Origin of the sequence: Lacinutrix sp. Hel_I_90, from assembly GCF_000934685.1 — a bacterium.
In the GTDB taxonomy this organism is placed as follows: Bacteria; Bacteroidota; Bacteroidia; order Flavobacteriales; family Flavobacteriaceae; genus Lacinutrix.
Map to the genome: position 1 here is coordinate 3,727,305 of NZ_JYNQ01000001.1, position 18,860 is coordinate 3,746,164.

Annotated in this window: 17 protein-coding genes; 7 read left to right on the plus strand and 10 right to left on the minus strand. The window is 34.2% G+C overall.

The window, feature by feature from the left end:
- Window positions 1-2: 2 nt before the first annotated feature.
- Entirely contained in the window at window positions 3-524 is a 522-nt protein-coding gene (locus GQ46_RS16660) for a hypothetical protein (protein ID WP_044404197.1), read from the minus strand.
- A 186-nt stretch (window positions 525-710) separates the two neighbouring features.
- Here GQ46_RS16660 and GQ46_RS16665 point away from each other — a divergent pair, with 186 nt between their 5' ends.
- The gene (locus GQ46_RS16665; protein WP_044404199.1) at window positions 711-2,468 is read left to right on the plus strand and encodes a hypothetical protein; all 1,758 of its coding nucleotides are present in this window, start codon (window positions 711-713) and stop codon (window positions 2,466-2,468) included.
- 72 nt (window positions 2,469-2,540) lie between these two features.
- On the opposite strand, the gene GQ46_RS16670 is transcribed toward GQ46_RS16665, so the two are convergent.
- Window positions 2,541-4,094, minus strand: a complete 1,554-nt coding sequence (locus tag GQ46_RS16670) for an FMN-binding glutamate synthase family protein (RefSeq protein WP_044404201.1) — start codon at window positions 4,092-4,094, stop codon at window positions 2,541-2,543.
- Between the two features lie 642 nt (window positions 4,095-4,736).
- On the opposite strand from GQ46_RS16670, the gene GQ46_RS16675 reads away from it, so the two are divergent.
- Together GQ46_RS16675 and GQ46_RS16680 are read left to right on the plus strand one after the other, a co-directional pair.
- Window positions 4,737-7,076 (plus strand): ATP-dependent helicase, encoded by a 2,340-nt coding sequence (locus GQ46_RS16675; RefSeq protein ID WP_044404203.1) that lies wholly within the window; start codon window positions 4,737-4,739, stop codon window positions 7,074-7,076.
- A 180-nt stretch (window positions 7,077-7,256) separates the two neighbouring features.
- Window positions 7,257-7,877: an L-threonylcarbamoyladenylate synthase gene (locus GQ46_RS16680; protein ID WP_044404205.1), complete on the plus strand. Its 621-nt coding sequence runs from the start codon at window positions 7,257-7,259 to the stop codon at window positions 7,875-7,877.
- Here the strand turns inward: GQ46_RS16680 and GQ46_RS16685 are convergent.
- From GQ46_RS16685 to GQ46_RS16700, 4 genes are all read right to left on the minus strand, one after another.
- Window positions 7,874-9,238, minus strand: a complete 1,365-nt coding sequence (locus tag GQ46_RS16685; RefSeq protein ID WP_052503516.1) for a cytochrome-c peroxidase — start codon at window positions 9,236-9,238, stop codon at window positions 7,874-7,876. The two genes, GQ46_RS16680 and GQ46_RS16685, sit on opposite strands and share 4 nt — an antisense overlap.
- A gap of 163 nt (window positions 9,239-9,401) precedes the next feature.
- Window positions 9,402-10,262, minus strand: coding sequence for an OmpA family protein (locus GQ46_RS16690; protein ID WP_044404208.1), 861 nt, complete (start codon window positions 10,260-10,262; stop codon window positions 9,402-9,404).
- 93 nt (window positions 10,263-10,355) lie between these two features.
- Window positions 10,356-11,345 (minus strand): glycosyltransferase family 2 protein, encoded by a 990-nt coding sequence (locus GQ46_RS16695; protein ID WP_044404211.1) that lies wholly within the window; start codon window positions 11,343-11,345, stop codon window positions 10,356-10,358.
- A gap of 127 nt (window positions 11,346-11,472) precedes the next feature.
- Entirely contained in the window at window positions 11,473-11,919 is a 447-nt protein-coding gene (locus tag GQ46_RS16700; protein ID WP_044404214.1) for a type I restriction enzyme HsdR N-terminal domain-containing protein, read from the minus strand.
- A gap of 135 nt (window positions 11,920-12,054) precedes the next feature.
- On the opposite strand from GQ46_RS16700, the gene holA reads away from it, so the two are divergent.
- The 3 genes from holA to GQ46_RS16715 all read left to right on the plus strand — a co-directional run bounded on the left by holA (window position 12,055) and on the right by GQ46_RS16715 (window position 14,216).
- Window positions 12,055-13,059 carry a DNA polymerase III subunit delta gene (holA, locus tag GQ46_RS16705; protein ID WP_044404217.1) on the plus strand — a complete coding sequence of 335 codons (1,005 nt, stop codon included), beginning with the start codon at window positions 12,055-12,057 and terminating at the stop codon, window positions 13,057-13,059.
- A complete protein-coding gene (locus tag GQ46_RS16710) occupies window positions 13,060-13,452 on the plus strand; it encodes a hypothetical protein (RefSeq protein ID WP_044404220.1) in 393 nt (130 codons plus the stop codon).
- 203 nt (window positions 13,453-13,655) lie between these two features.
- Window positions 13,656-14,216 (plus strand): type 1 glutamine amidotransferase domain-containing protein, encoded by a 561-nt coding sequence (locus GQ46_RS16715; RefSeq protein ID WP_044404222.1) that lies wholly within the window; start codon window positions 13,656-13,658, stop codon window positions 14,214-14,216.
- 74 nt (window positions 14,217-14,290) lie between these two features.
- On the opposite strand, the gene GQ46_RS18155 is transcribed toward GQ46_RS16715, so the two are convergent.
- Both GQ46_RS18155 and GQ46_RS16725 read right to left on the minus strand, forming a co-directional pair.
- Window positions 14,291-14,527 carry an RDD family protein gene (locus GQ46_RS18155; RefSeq protein ID WP_052503517.1) on the minus strand — a complete coding sequence of 79 codons (237 nt, stop codon included), beginning with the start codon at window positions 14,525-14,527 and terminating at the stop codon, window positions 14,291-14,293.
- Window positions 14,528-14,698: 171 nt separating this feature from the next.
- Window positions 14,699-15,172, minus strand: coding sequence for a hypothetical protein (locus GQ46_RS16725; protein ID WP_044404224.1), 474 nt, complete (start codon window positions 15,170-15,172; stop codon window positions 14,699-14,701).
- A gap of 299 nt (window positions 15,173-15,471) precedes the next feature.
- On the opposite strand from GQ46_RS16725, the gene GQ46_RS16730 reads away from it, so the two are divergent.
- Window positions 15,472-16,302, plus strand: a complete 831-nt coding sequence (locus GQ46_RS16730) for an alpha/beta fold hydrolase (protein ID WP_044404226.1) — start codon at window positions 15,472-15,474, stop codon at window positions 16,300-16,302.
- Between the two features lie 57 nt (window positions 16,303-16,359).
- Here GQ46_RS16730 and GQ46_RS16735 read toward each other — a convergent pair whose 3' ends face one another.
- Both GQ46_RS16735 and GQ46_RS16740 read right to left on the minus strand, forming a co-directional pair.
- Window positions 16,360-16,848: an ATP-binding protein gene (locus GQ46_RS16735; RefSeq protein WP_044404228.1), complete on the minus strand. Its 489-nt coding sequence runs from the start codon at window positions 16,846-16,848 to the stop codon at window positions 16,360-16,362.
- A 268-nt stretch (window positions 16,849-17,116) separates the two neighbouring features.
- The gene (locus GQ46_RS16740; protein ID WP_044404230.1) at window positions 17,117-18,718 is read right to left on the minus strand and encodes a class I SAM-dependent methyltransferase; all 1,602 of its coding nucleotides are present in this window, start codon (window positions 18,716-18,718) and stop codon (window positions 17,117-17,119) included.
- Window positions 18,719-18,860 lie beyond the last annotated feature (142 nt).

The following is an 18,860-nucleotide window of genomic DNA, read 5'->3' on the forward strand; positions in this document are numbered from 1 at the left end:
GTTTACTGCCAAAGTTCACCAACTTCTTTCTTTATATAGGATAAGCCAGCATTACTAGGTGCCGATTTGTCCATCATTTCCGTGAGAACAGCCTCTCTAAGTTTTTCAGCGGTATCAATTTTATCGCTCATTCCAACCTTTCGTATCAGTTGTATTGTTGCACTTTTAGAGGCATTTATAATGCTCCAGCAACTCTCACTTATATACACCTGTTGCGATAGATTATGCTCAAATTCCTGTTCAATACCATTAATTAGTAGTGCTTCGTAGTCGTTTTTGTTACTCGAAGCAGGCGTAATTCTTATTAATAACTTGTTTGGGTTTATGCGTTCTAAAAACAGCGTTAAACGCTCGTATGCTTGTAATCTTTGAGGTAAAGATTCTTTTTGTAGTTGTTTATGAATTAAAAACATACGTCTGTTATCTTCATTTTGAATATGCTCTCTAAAGAACAAAAAAGCGATTGCGCCAACAATTAATGAGGGTATAGCGAACATTAGTAAGTTTAGTAATTGGTCTTCCATTACGTTGTGTTTTTAGATATAAGACAAACTTAATGCGTTTTATTTTATTGTACAAGGGATGTTTTAATAGTTACTGAATATCAGTTCTTCATTTTTTAAAAAATGAAATAATTAGGGTAACAAAAACGAAAGCAAGTGTATATAAATCTATAAACAAAGAATGTTAAACAATTAAAATTTTAAATTATGAAAATTGCAAATACAAGTTTTAGATTTATGCTTAGCCTCCTACTGGTCTTAAGCGCCTTATTTATGTCATGTGAACCAAACAATAATAGCGATCCTTTTATTCCAGGAGAAAATAATGAAATAGGATTAGATTTAGGTTCTAGTATCCAACGCGATTTTATGGGAAGAATTGTTGATGAAGCAAATTTGCCCATTGAAAACGCTGTGGTTACCATAGGAACGAAAGTAGCATCAACAGATGCAAACGGGATGTTTATTATAAATAATGCCGATGTAAAACAAAAGCAAGCATTTATCATAGCCAAAAAACCTGGTTTTCTAAAAGGAATGCGTTCAGTTGTACCTACACAAGGTACAAACCAGATTGAAATAATGTTGGTTACAGAAAATTTAGCGGGTACAGTTGCTTCTGGAAACAGTAGTAACGTTACTTTAACTAATGGGACAAAAGTAAGTTTTGATGGTAATTTTAAAGATGAAAATGGTAACGCTTACTCTGGTAACGTAGCTGTTTATATATACCATCTAGATCCTGCAAACCCAAATGTAGAAGCGCTTATGCCAGGGAATTTACAGGCAGAAAACGCAAATGGAGAAGCACGTGTTTTAGAAACCTATGGCATGATAAACGTTGAATTAAAAGGGGATGCTGGACAACAGTTAAATATTGCAGACGGAAGTGTTGCAGAAATTGAATTACCACTAGATCCAGCACAAACAGGTGTAGCGCCATCAATAATTCCGTTATGGCATTTTGATGAGGTCAATGGGTATTGGGTAGAAGATGGAGAAGCTATATTAGTTGGAGGAAAGTACGTTGGAGAAGTTTCACACTTTTCATGGTGGAACTGTGATGCACAATTTCCTACCGTTACCTTATGCCTAAATTTAGTAGATAATGCAACTAGTCCAGTGTCTAATGTGAAAGTTGAATTGTGGAGGAGTGGTGCTACTTATCCAAGAGTGGGACGTTCTAATGGTAATGGCGAAATTTGTGGTTTAATACCTGCAAATGAAACTTTAACCTTAAATGCATTTAATCAATGCGGTGATATAGAGTATACTACAACAATAGGTCCTTTTTCAATAAACACTAATTTAGGGAACATCGTATTGACTTCAGTCGTTTCTACAACTGTTACAGGTAATTTGGTTGATTGTTCTAACGTTAATGTAACAAATGGTTATGTCGTTTTAGATTATGGAAATGAATTAGCAACAGTTCAAGTGGTAAATGGGGCATTTACATTTTCGTTACTACAATGTCCTGCCCTTCTTGATTTCACATTAGAAGGCATAGATTATGATACGTTTCAAACTACAAATGATGTAACATTTAACTTTACAAATAGTAACGTTGGTAATATTATAGCATGTAATGCTATAAGCGAGTATATTAGTGTACAAGTTGATAGTAATCCAATAGATTACTATATTACAGATATAGATGCAAATGATAATCAACAAGGGGTAGGCTTTACAATAAGTGCACCGTTAAACTCAGGAACAGGCACTGAGTGGTTTTATGTTGGATTAGGATCCATAACACCTGGTAATTATACTTTAGCTCAGTTTGGATTGGAAGCCACAAGTATCGCTATGGATTATGCTGTTCCTAATAATTTACAACTAAACTTGGCAAGTTATGGTAGTGTAGGTAATTATATTGATGCTACTATTAACGGAACATTTACAGATTTGTCGGGAGTCATAAGAACACTTTCTGTAACAATACATGTATTGAGAGATAGTTAATGAGAGATAGTTAATAAGTAAATATTGTATAATAATTACAAGCCATTTCTGATTGAGAAATGGCTTTTTTATTTACGTGTTTCCACCTAGGTATTGGCAGTCTTTCAAATCCTGCATACCGTGAAAAGGAACTGGTGTTTTTTGGTATTGATACGTTTCACTTAGTGCATTGGATAAGTTATGATCGTCGATATTAACTTCAATATCGGTCATTTTGAATTGGCAAGGGTGTTCGTAACCTGCAGCATGCGTGATTTCAATACATTCTTTCTTGAAGGTCTTAAAGTATTGTGCCAAGCGTTCCGATTTTAAAGGAACATCAATACCACGTTGTAGCCATTTGCTTTGCGTAGCAACACCGCTTGGACAACGATTAGTATGGCATATTTGGGCTTGAATACAGCCAATGCTCATCATGGCTTCCCGGGCCACATTTATAATATCAACACCCATGGAAAAAGCCATAGCTGCTTTTCCTGGAAAACCTAATTTACCACTCCCAATAAAAACCACTTGTTCTTCTAATCCTTTTTTCTGAAATAATTTGTATAAATCTCCAAATCCGTATACCCATGGCAAGCTTACATGATCGGCAAAACTAGGAGGTGCCGCACCTGTGCCACCTTCGCCACCATCAACGGTAATAAAATCAGGACCCTTGCCTGTGGTTTTCATAATATTTGTTAGTTCTTCCCATTGTTCTAATTTACCAATAGCCGCTTTGATACCAACAGGTAAGCCGGTGTTTTCAGCAATGGCTTCAATAAAATCGACCATTTCGGGAATGGTATCAAAGGCTTTGTGATTTGGAGGTGAAAGCACATCTTTGCCAACTTCAACACCGCGAATATCTGCTATTTCCTGAGAGATCTTTGCGCCAGGAAGTACTCCGCCTTTTCCTGGCTTAGCACCTTGAGATAATTTTAATTCTATTGCGCGAATAAATGGATGCTCTTCCACTAATTTTTTCATCTTTTCCATAGAAAAACCACCATCTTCAGCACGAACGCCAAAGTAACCCGTTCCAAAATGAAAAATAACATCAGCTCCATTCTTGTGGTAAGGCGATAAACCGCCTTCTCCAGTGTTATGATAGGCATCAGCCATTTGCACACCTTTATTTAAAGAATCTATGGCTCTGGCAGATAGTGAGCCAAAACTCATAGCAGAAACATTAATAACTGATGCTGGTCGAAAAGGACGTCTGCGCTTATTATGTAAACCAATAACTTTAGCACAGGGTAAAAAGTGTTTGTCTTTTGCATTGGGATGATCATCGGGAACCCTATAAGGAATCATGGCGTTATTTATGAAAATATGCTGGTGTGCATAAATATCACGATCGGTGCCAAAGCCTTCATAATTATTTTCACTTTTAGCCGACGCATAAACCCAACTACGTTCTATGCGATTAAAAGGGAGTTCTTCTCTGTTATTAGCAACAAAATACTGGCGGATTTCAGGGCCTATGCTTTCAAATAAATAACGTAAATGTCCTACAACTGGAAAGTTATGACTTATGGTGTGTTTTCTTTGTATGACATCGCGAAGTACTACTATTACTAATACAATGAGAACCCATAGCCACCAAGAGCTATTTGATAGAAAGTTTAGAAAGGTATCCATGAGGTTTTGGTTTTCAACAAATATAAAACTTAAAGGATAAACTATTTAGTGTACAAAAGAAAAGCGAGTTTTGTCTTATTAGTAAATTTTATATATTGTAGGTTCAGGTTAGCAGATATCTTTACTATAAAAGTGGGTTCTGATATTTTTATAATAGTAAGCCGCTACATCTTTAGTCAGTAAGGTTTAATCTCTTTTTTAAAGTGCTCACTTCCGTAATTGGCAGATTACTAAATTGAATGTCGTTTTTATACTCTTGGAAGCCAACAATTTCAAACCAATAATGAAAGTCATTGCCACCATTATTTATTGTTTTTAGCGATGGAAAGCTAGAGCATCTATTAAAACAATGATTATTTTTAGAAGAATACTTTCTTAGCGGGAAATAGTTGATCTAATCCAGTAGGAAAAATAGAAGTAGCAGTAAAAATAAAACAAATGAGAATGAATTCTATAAATAGAATTGGTTACTCTCTAATAGGTTAAATAGTTATGTTTTGATAATAGAAAAATAACATGCTAAATATATATAGGAAAGATCAAGTATAAGATTGTGGATAATTATTTATAATTATTAGCAAAACTGAAAGCCAAAAACAACGACAATACTTATTTTTACCCTTTTATAAAGATAAAGCTAATTTGGAAAAGTATTTAAGTCAGTTAAACGAAGCACAACTAGAGCCTACTATTCAAAAGGATGGCCCCATGATAATTATTGCTGGTGCGGGTTCTGGGAAAACGCGGGTGTTAACTTATCGTATTGCTTACTTAATGAGCAAAGGTGTTGATGCCTTTAATATACTGGCATTAACCTTTACCAACAAGGCGGCGAAAGAAATGAAAGGCCGTATTGCCCAAATTGTAGGCGATGGAGAAGCAAAAAACTTATGGATGGGAACCTTTCACTCTGTTTTTGCTAAGATTCTTCGTTTTGAAGGTCACCACTTAGGTTTTCCTAGTAACTTTACAATTTACGATACACAAGATTCTCAAAAACTTTTGGGTTCCATTATTAAAGAAATGGGACTAGAGAAAGATATTTATAAAACAAAACAGGTTTACAGCAGGATTTCTTCTTATAAAAATAGCTTAATTACTGTAAAAGCGTATTTCAAAAACCCAGAACTTATGGAAGCCGATGCCATGGCAAGGCGTCCTAAAATGGGAGAGATTTATGCAGAATATGTGGATCGCTGTTTTAAAGCAGGAGCCATGGATTTTGATGATTTATTATTAAGAACCAATGAGCTGTTAACCAGATTCCCAGCTGTTCTAGCACAGTATCAAAATAAGTTTCGTTACATACTCGTAGATGAGTATCAAGATACAAACCACTCACAATATTTAATAGTACGAGCGTTAGCCGATCGTTTTCAAAACATTTGTGTGGTTGGTGACGATGCACAAAGTATTTATGCTTTTCGCGGGGCAAACATCAATAATATTTTAAACTTCCAAAAAGATTATGACGATGTTAAAATGTTCCGCTTAGAACAAAATTACCGCTCAACAAAAAATATAGTTGGTGCTGCTAATTCTGTAATTGAGCACAATAAAACGAAATTAGAAAAAATTGTTTGGACCGCAAATGATGAAGGCGAAAAGGTTAAAGTACACCGCTCTTTAACAGATGGAGACGAAGGGCGTTATGTAGCCAGTGCCATTTGGGAAGAAAAGATGACTAATCAATTACCAAACAGTGATTTTGCAATTTTATATCGTACCAATTCGCAATCTCGTGCCATGGAGGACGCTTTGCGTAAGCGTGATATTCCGTATCGTATTTATGGTGGCACATCATTCTACCAGCGTAAGGAGATAAAGGATGTAACGGCATATTTACGTTTAATACTTAATTCAGCAGATGAAGAAGCTTTAAAACGGGTGATTAATTATCCGGCACGTGGTATTGGTCAAACAACTATAGATCGATTAGTTGTTGCTGCAAATGTTACTGGTAAAACTATTTTTGGCCTTTTAAAAGACATAGATACTATAGATATTAATATTAATGGTGGTACAAAAAATAAACTAAGAGATTTTGTTACCTTGATAGAAAGTTATCAAGTGATGAATCAAACAGCAAACGCTTTTGATTTAGCAGAACATGTTACGAAAACCAGTGGCTTAATTCGAGAGTTTAACAAGGATGGAACGCCAGAAGGTGTTATGAGACTTGAAAACGTTGAAGAGCTCTTAAATGGTATTAAAGATTTTGTTGAAGGCCAATTAGAAATAGCAGATTCTAAAGACGATTTAGCAGAATTTTTAGAAGATATCGCATTAGCTACAGACTTAGATGGCGATAAAGGAGATCCTAATCACGTAGCATTAATGACTATTCACTCGTCTAAAGGTTTAGAGTTTAATCAGGTATTTATAGTGGGCTTAGAGGAAGATTTATTTCCAAGTGCCATGAGTATGAATACACGTGATGAGCTAGAAGAAGAACGACGATTATTTTACGTAGCGTTGACAAGAGCAGAAAAGAAGGCGTATCTTACGTATGCATTATCAAGATACCGTTGGGGGAAACTAGTAGATTCTGAACCAAGCCGTTTTATAGAAGAAATAGAAGAGGAGTTCTTAGATATTATAACTCCAATAGAAGAAAGACGCATCAATCCCATGCTATCTGCAGATATTTTTGGCGATGTTGAACCTAATAAAATTAGATTTAAAAAACCTACACAACCTAAATTCCAAAAGAAAGTGGCAAAAAAGAAAGAACCGGTGAACTTCGAAATTAGTGCACCTAAAAAACTTAAAAAAGCATCAGAAATTTCAAGTCCTAAAGGGGCGAACTTATTTGGCGGAGAACTTACTGTAGGCAATAGAGTAAAACATTTAAAGTTTGGTAGAGGAGAAGTGCTTAAAATGGAAGGTAAAGGGGGCGATATTAAAGCTGAGATCGATTTTGAATTTGGTGGTAAAAAGAAATTGTTACTGCGCTTTGCTAAGTTGGAGCTTATAGGCTAATTTTAATCATTAGCGATGTACAAGTATAAATAATTTAGTATAATCCAGGAATCTAATCATGATCCAAGCAGCTAATAGATGTCATTATTAAGAGACTACTTACAAAAAAGAGTTTTAAAAATTTGAGCATCCTAAAAAATAGTGTTTACTTTATAGGAACAAAAGGTTAAGTTACTAATTATGGCTGAATTTATTAGGATTTACGAAGAAAATCCAAACCCGAAAGAAATCAAGAAAGTGGTGAATGTGCTAAAAAATGGTGGACTCATCATTTATCCAACAGATACTGTTTATGGGTTGGGCTGCGATATAACAAATACAAAAGCATTAGAGCGTATCGCTAGAATAAAAGGCGTTAAACTAGAGAAAGCTAATCTTTCTTTCATTTGTCATGATTTGAGTAATTTAAGCGATTATGTAAAGCAAATTGATTCGTCTACCTTCAAAATTTTAAAGCGAGCCTTGCCTGGGCCCTATACTTTTATTTTACCAGGATCAAAATCATTGCCTAGTGTTTTTAAGAAAAAAAAGCAGGTTGGTATTCGTGTTCCAAACAACAATATTACTGTTGAAATTGTAAAAGCTTTGGGTAATCCATTAGTGTCTACCTCAATACGGGATGAGGATGAGGTTTTAGAATATACTACAGATCCAGAATTGATTCTTGAGAAATGGAACGATTTAGTGGACTTAGTCATCGATGGTGGCTATGGTGGTAATGAAGCCTCTACAATCGTTGATTTAACAGAAGCAGAACCTATTGTGATTAGAGAAGGAAAAGGGAGTTTAGAAATTTTTTAATTACAACCCAAATCTAGCTGAGATTGTAAATCACTATTAGGAATACAGTTGCCAGAAAAGACTTGAGCGGGAACATAACGTTCTAAATTAGAATCATATAATGCATTTTCTATAAATGCAACGATCTCATTAATTTCTTGTTGCGACAGTTTGAGGTCCTTGAAATCTTCTGCTAACTGTCCATTTGGTACACTATTGTTTTGTTTTTCACCTTTAACGATATAACTAACCACTTCATTTAATGAGGTGAATGTACAACCATGACCATAAAACCTATTAGATTTTAAATTGTACAAATTAGGAACCTTAAATTTATAATCGTCACTACTATTATTGGTAAAGCCTCCACGTCCTTTACTTTTGATTATAAAATCATCTGGGTTAATTATAATGCCATTACTTTGGTCTATATCTCCCATGCCTAATGCATAAAATGCATTTGATTTGAGGGCAGGTCCCGTGTGGCAGTTAATACATCTCCCTTTATCAAAAAATAAAACAGCCCCTCTTTTCTCTTGGACATTCATACGGTCGTAATTTCCCTTCAACCAATCTTGCCAAGGTGATTCATTGGCTAAAAGCGTCCTGTTATATGCGGCAATCGCTAACCCTGCTGTTAATTTTGTATAACGCTCATTTTCTGGTACCTCAGGAAAAGCAGCGTCAAACATAGCTTTATAACCGTAATTAGTTGCGAAATCTTTATCAATTCTCAATCTATGTGCAGCTTGTCCAGCCATACCTTGGGTTTCTAAACCTTGATAGCCTAGTAAGTTTTCTGGAATGGTATTCGCATTTTGAGCGATATAAGGCGTGTTAATTCCTGTACCACCTAACGATCCATTCCAGAGCATGACCTCTTGATAAGCAGAATTTAAAAGGCTTGGTACTTTTATGGGTTCAATATCTATGGAGTCTAAAGGCATGCTTTGATCTATGATTCTATGGTCTCCAATAGTACCAAAACCTTTACCGCCTTCACCAATACCTTGTAAATTGCCAGAATAAAAACCAGCAGCTACAGGGTGGCAACTAGCACATGAAAAGGTTTCTATTGCCAAATCTATTTTGGCATTACCTCCTGTGGCTGTGTCATGGACTAACATTTTTCCTAGAGCTACTTTATCTGTTGTAATTGGGTTTAATGGATCTTGAGGGATATTTACATAATCATTTGAATCTGGTAGTTGAAAAAAATAAGGACCTATGCCATTAGACTTTTCATCAATTAATGATAATAATTGTGAATCTAAAGCAGAAACTTCTTCATAATAAGATTCATTAACACACGAACATAAAAAACAGGATAATGCAAGCAACGACATTGCCACAGCATTGGTTTTTATTGTGTAGAAAAACATGGTTAAATAGCGTTTATAATAAAGCTACTCTTTAATTTTAAAGCGGTTTCTTTTTTTTAGATTAAATGTAACATAAATAGATGAATGGTCTAATATAGCCTGTGTATAAAAGTAAAAAGCCCAATCTTTCGATTGGGCTTTTTAATAATATTTTTAAAATGAATTAGTTACCTTCTTTTGATAAGCTTTTCATTTCAGTTTCAATCATTTCATAGAACTGATCGATTTTTGGTAGGATATAAATTTTTGTTCTACGGTTTATCGCTTTATTTTCTGCTGTAGTATTAGGTACTAAAGGAATATGATCTCCACGTCCTGCTGCTATTAATTGTTCTGGCTTCACACCTAAACCTTGTAAAGCTCTAACAATAGCAGTACTACGCTTTACACTTAAATCCCAGTTATCAATTAATACACCTTTGCTGTAAGGTACATTGTCTGTATGACCTTCTACCATAGCTTCAAAATTTGGTTTACCATTAATAACAGTCGCTACTTTACCTAAGATATCGTTCGCTCTGGTCGTAATGTCATAACTGCCACTCTTGAATAATAATTTATCAGATAATGAAATAAACACGACACTTTTCTCTACATTAATCTCAATGTCCGGATCATTTAATCCAACTTCTTTTTTAAGACTAGTTACTAAAGCCAACGTTACACTATCCTTTTTTGTTAAAGCATCCTGTAATCGCGTGATACGTAAATCTTTTTCCTTTAAACTCTCTAAAGACTTTTCTACGTTTCTAGCGCCTTGGGTTGTCAAGACAGTCATGTCTTTCGTGCTTTCAATTAGAGCCAAGTTATTAGCTTTCATATCCGCTAGACGTGCTTGTAGCTCGGTTAACCTAGCAGCAGAAGCAGCTTCGTCTGCTAAACAGCTGTTCAGTTTGACAGTAGCAGTATTTAAAAGGTCTTGTGTATTCTTTTGTTTTTCCTCCAGAGCCATGTATTCTTTTTTAGAAACACATGAGCTTAAAGTAAGTAGTGCAACCGCACCTAGGATAATAAGTTTTTTCATAATCGTTTTAGATAAAATTAAATTTTAACAATTCAAAAGTATAAAAATTATAAATGTTAAAAGAAGTATTAACAAAACTTTTGCTAAACAATTTTATAAACGTTTAAAAGTCTTCTTTTTACTTATAAAATAAGACCATACAATAGATTTTGTACGGAAATAATGCCCTTTTCGGGGCATTAATTTTCGTTGTTTCAGTACTCTTGGAAGATTAAAATAGAAATTAAAATGTGCTTTTAAAACCGCAAGACTGTGGGCTGGTTTTAATGCTAATAAAAATTTAAAAGCTGCTAACCCATCTAAAACCAAACGAATAACTATTAGAAATAAAGTGTTTCCTCCTGCATTCTTTGTTAAAGTAAATAAACTATTTCTAAAGTTGAGGTATGTTTTTCTTGGATTGCTAGCATTTAAAGTAGCGCCTCCTACATGATAAACTTTAGATTCTCCAACATATTTTGAAGTATAACCAAAATTAAAGGCGCGCCAACATAAATCAATTTCTTCCATGTGCGCAAAAAAGGACGCGTCAAACCCATTTAACCTTTCAAAAACTTGCTTTCTAATAAAAAAACATGCGCCAGAGGCCCAGAAAATTTGTGAATTTTTATTGTATTGACCTTTGTCTTTTTCAATAGTGTCAAAAATACGCCCGCGACAAAACGGGTAAGCATATTTATCTAAATAGCCTCCAGCCGCACCCGCATATTCAAAATGAGTTTTATTGTGGTAATCTAATATTTTGGGCTGTATGATAGCTGTATTGGGTTCTTTTTTAAATGTTTCGACAACTGGAGTGAGCCAGTTTTTGGTCACTTCAATATCACTGTTTAGCAAACAAAAAACATCAGCATCAATACCTTTTAAGGCATCGTTATACCCTTTAGCATAGCCACCATTGCTTTTGTTTTTAATGATGTTTACAGAAGGAAATGCTGCTGTAACAAAAGTTATAGAATCATCAGTCGATGCATTATCTGCTACGTAAACTGTAGCTTCTTTTGAATAAGCGACAACGGAAGGTAAGAACTTTTCTAAAAGTGCTTTTCCGTTCCAATTTAATATGACTACTGCTATTTTCATTTGTTTTTTGTCATAGCGAGAAACTATTAAAACGAGTGCCGTGGTTTTCTCACGATTTTTTTAAATTTAATCAACTTCAAAAGATTCCTACGGTATTCGATTATAATCGAAACTCCTGGGAATGACACTAGTTTCCGTAATGAGGGATGTCTTGTAAGAAATCATATTTCTCAGTCTCAAAATCCATCTTACAATAATAGTGATTTAATCCATTAGTTACCATCAAATAATTGGCATTCAAAGCTAAATTATAGCGTGCAACTTGGTCAAAAGTATCTTGATTTATTTTTATTTTTGGTGCTTTACATTCTACTATGATATGAATACTACCGTTTGGATTAAAAACGACAATATCATATCGCTTTTTTAAATCATTGATTTTAAGTTCTTTTTCAACGTTAATTAGCGATTTCGGATAGTTTTTTTCTTCAATTAAATAATTGACGCAATGTTGACGCACCCATTCTTCGGGTTGTAAAATCACGAATTTTTTACGAATAGCATCGAATATAGATACTTTATTTTCGCTATTTTTGAATCGGAACGAATATGTAGGGAAATTCAATTTTTGCACTACACAAATGTATAATTATAACGTCACTTCGAGGGAATTTTAATAAAGAAATATCGAGAAGTTTTTAGTAGTTCTCGAGACAATTCCGAAAATATTCGGAATCTCTTGAACTCAGGGCACAATACAATTTCAATTTTGGACGAAGTCAAACAACTAGTTACAGACATAAAAAACAAAAACCTAAAGCCTATTTATTTATTAATGGGAGAAGAAGCCTATTACATTGATAAGATTTCAGATTTTATTGAAGATAATGTATTGGCAGAAGAAGAAAAAGGGTTTAATCAAATGGTATTGTATGGTCGCGATGTAACCATTGAAGATATTGTTAGTAACGCTAAGCGCTTTCCAATGATGGCCGATAAACAAGTGGTGATTGTAAAGGAAGCACAAGATTTGGCCAGAACGATAGATAAATTAGCTAGTTATGCCGAAAATCCGCAACCATCAACGGTTTTAGTTATTTGTTATAAATATAAATCAGTAGACAAGCGTAAAGCCGTTTATAAAAAGATCAAGAAAACTGGGGTTGTTTTCGAAAGCAAAAAATTATACGATAACCAAGTGCCCGATTGGATTCGAAGAACACTAGCGACAAAAGGGTATAAAATAACACCCAAAGCCTCACAAATGTTGGTTGAGTTTTTAGGTACCGATTTAAGTAAAATAAATAACGAATTAGAAAAGCTTCAAATTGTCTTACCTGAAGGTACCGAAATTACACCAGTACATATTGAAGAAAATATTGGGATTAGTAAGGACTATAATAATTTTGAGCTCCGTAAAGCAATTGGTTCACGTGATGATGCCAAGGCCTTTAAAATTGTGAATTATTTTGGTGAGAACCCAAAAGACAATCCGATGGTTGTGACAGTCTCGCTTTTGTTTAACTTCTTTTCTCAATTATTACAATTACATGGCATGAATGATAAATCACCTAGAAGTGTTGCTTCTGCTTTGCGTGTGAATCCTTATTTTGTAAATGAATATTTAGATGCGGCGCGCAATTTTCCAATGCGAAAAGTAAGCGGTATTATTGCTACGCTTCGTGAATTTGATGTAAAAAGTAAAGGCGTGAATTCTAATGCTGTGCCTCAAAAGGATTTGTTGAAAGAAATGCTGGTTAGAATTTTAAATTAAATGAAGAAATCAAGACCTATTATTTTAATTGTAATACTGCTTTGTAGCGGTGCGCTTTTTGCGCAAGAGATAGTTGTTAAAAATGATATTGCACTCCTTGATGGAAAGGAATATGTCAAAATTGAAAAAAACTATAAAAACGAATATGTTATTTCTAATGTTCTAACACAGAAAGCAATATTTAAAATTAAGATAATTGTAACGTATAATAGTTTTACGAAGAGAAATCATTTCCTGCCACAAGTATATTGGTTAGAGAAAAACAAAAATATTAGATTTGAAGTGGATGATATTGAAGACACAGTAGATGTGATAAAATTTCTAAATCAATTTAAGTTGATTAATAAATTAGGAGAAGTTGATAGAAAAGAAATACGGAAATACATCTATTGATATTATTTTATTCACTCAGGACACAACCACAAACGTATAATCATTCATAAAATATTTAACGTTTAAATTCTATTTTAACACATAGCAATCGTCCTTTAACACTTCATGCTAAAGTCTAGTTAAATCAGTTTTAATATTCTTCCAACATATTCATTTACTGTATCTTGTAGTAAATCAATTATTAATCTTAAAACCCTAAAACAATGGAAAATTTAAATAATAAAACGATAGCGATACTTGCAACTAATGGCTTTGAAGAAAGTGAATTAAGAGAACCAAAAAAAGCTTTAGAAGACGCTGGGGCAACCGTACATATCATATCTGAAAACTCAGGTGAAATTAAATCTTGGGCAAACGGAAATTGGAGTAACAGCTATAAAGTAGATAAAACATTAAATGAAGTGTCTCAAGACGATTATAATGCACTTGTATTACCTGGTGGTGTTATGAACCCAGATACTTTGAGAAGAAATGAAGATGCCGTACGTTTTACAAAATCATTTTTTGCGAATAAAAAGCCCGTAGCAGCAATTTGTCACGCACCATGGCTTTTAGTAGAAGCAGGAGTACTACAAGACAGAAAAATCACCTCATTTAGCTCTATAAAAAGAGATCTTGTAAATGCAGGAGCGATGTGGGAAGATAGCGAAGTCGTTGTAGACGAAGGCTTGATTACCAGTAGAAATCCAAACGATTTACCAGCTTTTAATGCTAAATTAATAGAGGAAGTATATGAAGGTAAGCATAAAATGCAAAATGCATAACACATACTTAATTTTGAACCTTAAAAGCGAACTATTTATTTAGTTCGCTTTTTTTTTATGTTCGATTATTTGTGTTAGGCCATTATGACCACAACAGAGTTAACAAATTTATCATGAATGGCCCTTTTTTTAGGATCACTGCTGATGCTAAAAAGAGAAATCCATCCTAAGTCTGTTTTTAAAAGAAACCTTAAGATTGCTTGAGGTAAGCTTATGTTTTTTTCTGTAAGGTCATCTTTCAGTACTCTTAAATCACAAAACATATGTCCCAAACTGGCACCAAAAAAGCCAACAAAAAGCGGCTCGTACAAAAAAAGAGGACTATAAAAACAGTGCCTCTCAATGTTTCATTCACGTTGTCGACCATTCAAAAGAAAAAAGAAGCAATATAAATAATCATCATAATAAAAATAACATCTAGTGTCGCTGCCTTTACTTTTGGGAATACCCCTGCTGGATGTAATTGATTCATTACACTGGGCTCATTTTAAGTTTTCTAATTCAGAATTGAAATCGTATTGCAAATCTTCATGAAGATTTACAACCTTTTTGGTAATCGCTTCAATATTACGGTCGTAGATATTCTGTAAGGTCGTATTTCTTTTAATTGAAGGTGACATCGCTTTTAGTTTTTTACAAAAATAGAGTAGGAGCTCGACTTCGGTTTCTTTGTTTAACGAATAACGAATGTACTTCTTAGTATTCCTCAAAATTTTACGAACACTCTTTTTAATGTAGAAAAAACTATCTGTGTTTATGAGGTCGAACTGCTCGTCTATTTCCTGTTTAACGGTTTCAATGTAACCATGTTCACTATCGGCTTCAAAAAGTAAATAAGTAAGTAACTCTTTGTTTTCTTTTTTAAATCGGGATAAACGGAGGCACAACTCGGCTAACTCTTCATTCGACTTATGCTTTAATTCCTTTCTTATAGTAACGACAGAAACTGCTTTCATATGTATTTCCCTTGAAAACGGGACTTAATTTTTTTATTTCCGCGAAAGCGGAAAGCTGTTAATTTTTATTTCCATTTCCCGTTCCGAGTATGTGAAATTGGAAATCTTTTAATATTTGTTGTTTTTTTTTGAACATTAAAGTCGCAGCACGGCCTCTTATTTTTTTACTGTAATGTAAGGCCCAAAATTATCACAATTAAAAATCCTTTAACACTATTTTGGTTTTAATATAGGTATCTTTTCGTTAATGGACGTAACAGGTTCAAAAATAAATAAATATTAACCTAAAACTAAAATAAATGCCTTTTATAACAAACAAAAAGAGTAAAGAACACGTCGATATTTTTTATGAAGATTACGGTAAAGGTCAACCAGTTATTTTAATTCATGGCTGGCCATTAAGCCGAAAATCATGGGAGCATCAGGTTTGGAAAATCGTTGAAGCAGGATACCGATGTATATCCTACGATAGACGGGGCTTTGGTATTTCATCTGCACCTTGGGATGGTTATGACTATTCCTCTTTAGCGAGTGACTTGGATACGATTATTAACAAATTGGAATTGAAAGACGTTGTAATCGTTGGATTCTCGATGGGTGGAGGAGAAGTAGTGCGTTATTTAACAGAGTATGGAGTTAGTAAAATTGCTAAAGCGGCTTTGATTTCAAGTATCGTTCCATTAGTCAAGCAGAAAGAAGATAATCCTGATGGCGTGCCCGAAAGTGCTTTAAAAGAGATACAAAATGCCCTAGAAAGTGATCGTTTAGGTTTTTTAAAAGAGTTCCATAAGGGGTTCTATAATTATGACGATAATAAAGACCGTGTAAGCCAAGCTGTTTTAGACTACGACTTTAGTGTAGCGTCTCATGCTTCTCCAAGAGGAACCATTCAAGCAGCATTGGCCTGGATGCATACTGATTTTAGACCAGAATTAAAAAACGTAAAAGTACCGACCCTAATAGTACATGGAGGGGCAGATAGTACTGTGCCTATTAAAACGTCTGGAGATCAAGCTGCAAAAGGTATCGCTAATGCAACCTATAAAGTGATAAAAGGTGCACCACACGGATTAAACGTCACACATAAAGAGGAACTTAATGACATTTTAATGAGGTTTTTAAAGTCTTAGAACTATAATTTTAATGATTAGACAGGAGTGCGTTTTCAATTATTGGAAACGCATTTTTTAGAGTACAATATGAAGCCCTTTTTCTAATTCTGCATGGGTTGGAGCTTCAAACCAAATTTCCATGAAGTCAAAATCTTCTTGCTTCACTTCAAATTCATAGGTTATTCCTTTTTCTGTATTTCTTTTAATCACGCGTTCTTTTCTTAAGTCTATCGCAATATCCAAATAGTGTATTTTGCACTCAATCTTGTTTCTGATAGCGAAATCACGAAATTTTTGTCGGTGCTCAAATTTTGAAAATCCTAAATCTAGAATAGAATCTACACTAATATGTTCTAATTGAAGGATGTAATGTTCTATTAATGCTTCCGAACGACTAATTCTTTCAAGCATCCATTCTAAACCATCATTTTCGGTTTTATCTTTTAGAAATAAGTGATTATTCCATGTATCTATTGAAAAAATAATACCTACTGTTTGTTCACGTAACTGATGTGAATACGTGGTTTTTCCAGAGCCTGTATTGCCCACTATTAGATGTATCATATTACAGAATCAAATTTTATAATGCTTTTTTATGGTGTTTTAACACTAAACAATCTATAAATACTTATGAATAGAATTATTGGTGCTTTAATGACTTAGGTAATTCCGACTCGTTTCAGTTCAGTTGATCCTTCTAGTTTTAGTGTCGTTATCTAGATACATAAAAACACAATAAAGGTTCTAAAACAAGCTATAGAAGCGCCTTCATTAGGGCGCTTGGTAAGCACAAGCGCTAACTAATCTCTGCCTGTTAAATCACCTAATTTGTTCATGAGCCTTTTAATAAATTCACGCTGACTGTTGCTAGTTCATTATCTGGAAATCTCGAAAAATAATTCTTTTCTGGTTTTAATCCGGCTTCTTCGGCTACTTTGTTAAATACCACCACTTCTAAAATATATTGATCGCTATAACCATGAGTTGCATCGTAAGCTGTAGCAGCTGTATTCCCAATGTTTTTTGCCGTTAATTCTGGGTGTATCGTATGGAGTTCTATTATTAATAATCCAAATTGTTCAACATAAGGCTTCCATTTTTTAAGATGTTCCAGTAAGGAGTCTTCCACTAAATTATTACTGATGCGTTTCCCTTTGTAGGCAAATGCTCCAGAGGATGTACTTATGCGGTTGGTTGGTTGTTTTGGTGCTTCCCAAATGCGATTATGATCTAGAAAGGTGCGAACGTTAAGTAAATCTTTGAGTTCTATATTATAATCTTCACGGAGGTCGTTTGCTAATAAATCAGGTCTTCCAATGTCTCCCCAAATCACTTTTGCCCAAATATCCGCTTTTATTAAATTAGCTCTGGTTACTTTTAGTGCTGCTTTGTTAAAATCGGCTCCAACTAATAATAACGGATGTTCTTCTAGTACTTTTCCACGAAGGGTCTGGTGTTCGATGACGTCAAATATATGTTGAATGAACGCGCCATTACCACAACCCATATCTAAAATCCCTTTTGGCTGTTCATCAATAGGTTTATTAAAGAGTTTAATAATCACCTGATCTATTACTTTAAAATAGGTTGAATGTGCGCCACCACTTCCCCAGACATTCATTTCTCTATGTACGTGTTTTTCCGTTTCATCTTCATCTGTTTTTAAAACCAACGGATTGCCAAAAAGTAATGCGTCTAACTGTAAAAATGTTGGTAAATAAGACACTGTTACTCCATAAGCTGAAGCACGTTTTGCAAAAAACAAGCCTTCCTCTGTAAATTGATAGGTTCCATTTTTCTTTTTAAACCAACCTAAATAAGATAGAAAATCTAATATTTTTTTAAAGCTTTCAGGATCTTTGTGGTATTCTTCAGCAGAAAAAGAAGCTTCCATGAAATATTTATGAAATAGACCATTAACCCCCAGTAAAACGGCAATAGGAGCAACAATACACCCTTCTATATGCTGTAATATTTGGTGCTCTACAGAGTGGTCATCTGCGGTCTCAATATCAAAATTATTTTTATATTTTTTAAAAATGCGATCTAAAACAATAAAAGCATCACTACCAATGCGTTCCTCTGGGAACTTGACGGCATGATTTAATACCATTACAGCTTCTTCATAAAGAGGTGCTAAAGAAAAGGCACGCTCACTTTTTTCGTTTATTTCATAACTAACCGTATTCTCCGAGTTATCCAAATGCTGAACCAGCCAACCTTGAGAGCATAATACACGTAAGGCGACGTTTAAGTAACCTTCATTAGCGTTAAAGGCTTCAGAAAGTTCGTTAAGTGTAGTCGTTTTATTTTTTAGTAACACATCTAAAACACCCTTTTTATGCAATGCATAAGCCGTTGTTGCTGTAGCTATACCATCCAGATGTCTAAAAATTGTACCGCGTAATTGTTCTTTATCTTGTTTGGATAACATTCTCTTTTATTTGATTTAAAGATATAAAAAAAGCACTTACAAATGTAAGTGCCTAATTTATAAAATTGCAACAATAGCGTTTATCGTTTTGTATGTTAGTTTAATTAAAAATGCTATTTACAGTAGTTAATGATGGTTTTTC

What these genes read in the sequence shown, in the direction of transcription:
- GQ46_RS16710 (WP_044404220.1), top strand. Translation starts at nt 13,060, where the DNA reads ATGAAGAAATCAAGACCTATTATTTTAATTGTAATACTGCTTTGTAGC.
- GQ46_RS16670 (WP_044404201.1), bottom strand. Translation starts at nt 4,094, where the DNA reads ATGGATACCTTTCTAAACTTTCTATCAAATAGCTCTTGGTGGCTATGG.
- GQ46_RS16715 (WP_044404222.1), top strand. Translation starts at nt 13,656, where the DNA reads ATGGAAAATTTAAATAATAAAACGATAGCGATACTTGCAACTAATGGC.
- GQ46_RS16735 (WP_044404228.1), bottom strand. Translation starts at nt 16,848, where the DNA reads ATGATACATCTAATAGTGGGCAATACAGGCTCTGGAAAAACCACGTAT.
- GQ46_RS16690 (WP_044404208.1), bottom strand. Translation starts at nt 10,262, where the DNA reads ATGAAAAAACTTATTATCCTAGGTGCGGTTGCACTACTTACTTTAAGC.
- GQ46_RS16680 (WP_044404205.1), top strand. Translation starts at nt 7,257, where the DNA reads ATGGCTGAATTTATTAGGATTTACGAAGAAAATCCAAACCCGAAAGAA.
- GQ46_RS16725 (WP_044404224.1), bottom strand. Translation starts at nt 15,172, where the DNA reads ATGAAAGCAGTTTCTGTCGTTACTATAAGAAAGGAATTAAAGCATAAG.
- GQ46_RS16695 (WP_044404211.1), bottom strand. Translation starts at nt 11,345, where the DNA reads ATGAAAATAGCAGTAGTCATATTAAATTGGAACGGAAAAGCACTTTTA.
- GQ46_RS16660 (WP_044404197.1), bottom strand. Translation starts at nt 524, where the DNA reads ATGGAAGACCAATTACTAAACTTACTAATGTTCGCTATACCCTCATTA.
- GQ46_RS16730 (WP_044404226.1), top strand. Translation starts at nt 15,472, where the DNA reads ATGCCTTTTATAACAAACAAAAAGAGTAAAGAACACGTCGATATTTTT.
- GQ46_RS16685 (WP_052503516.1), bottom strand. Translation starts at nt 9,238, where the DNA reads ATGTTTTTCTACACAATAAAAACCAATGCTGTGGCAATGTCGTTGCTT.
- GQ46_RS16740 (WP_044404230.1), bottom strand. Translation starts at nt 18,718, where the DNA reads ATGTTATCCAAACAAGATAAAGAACAATTACGCGGTACAATTTTTAGA.
- GQ46_RS16665 (WP_044404199.1), top strand. Translation starts at nt 711, where the DNA reads ATGAAAATTGCAAATACAAGTTTTAGATTTATGCTTAGCCTCCTACTG.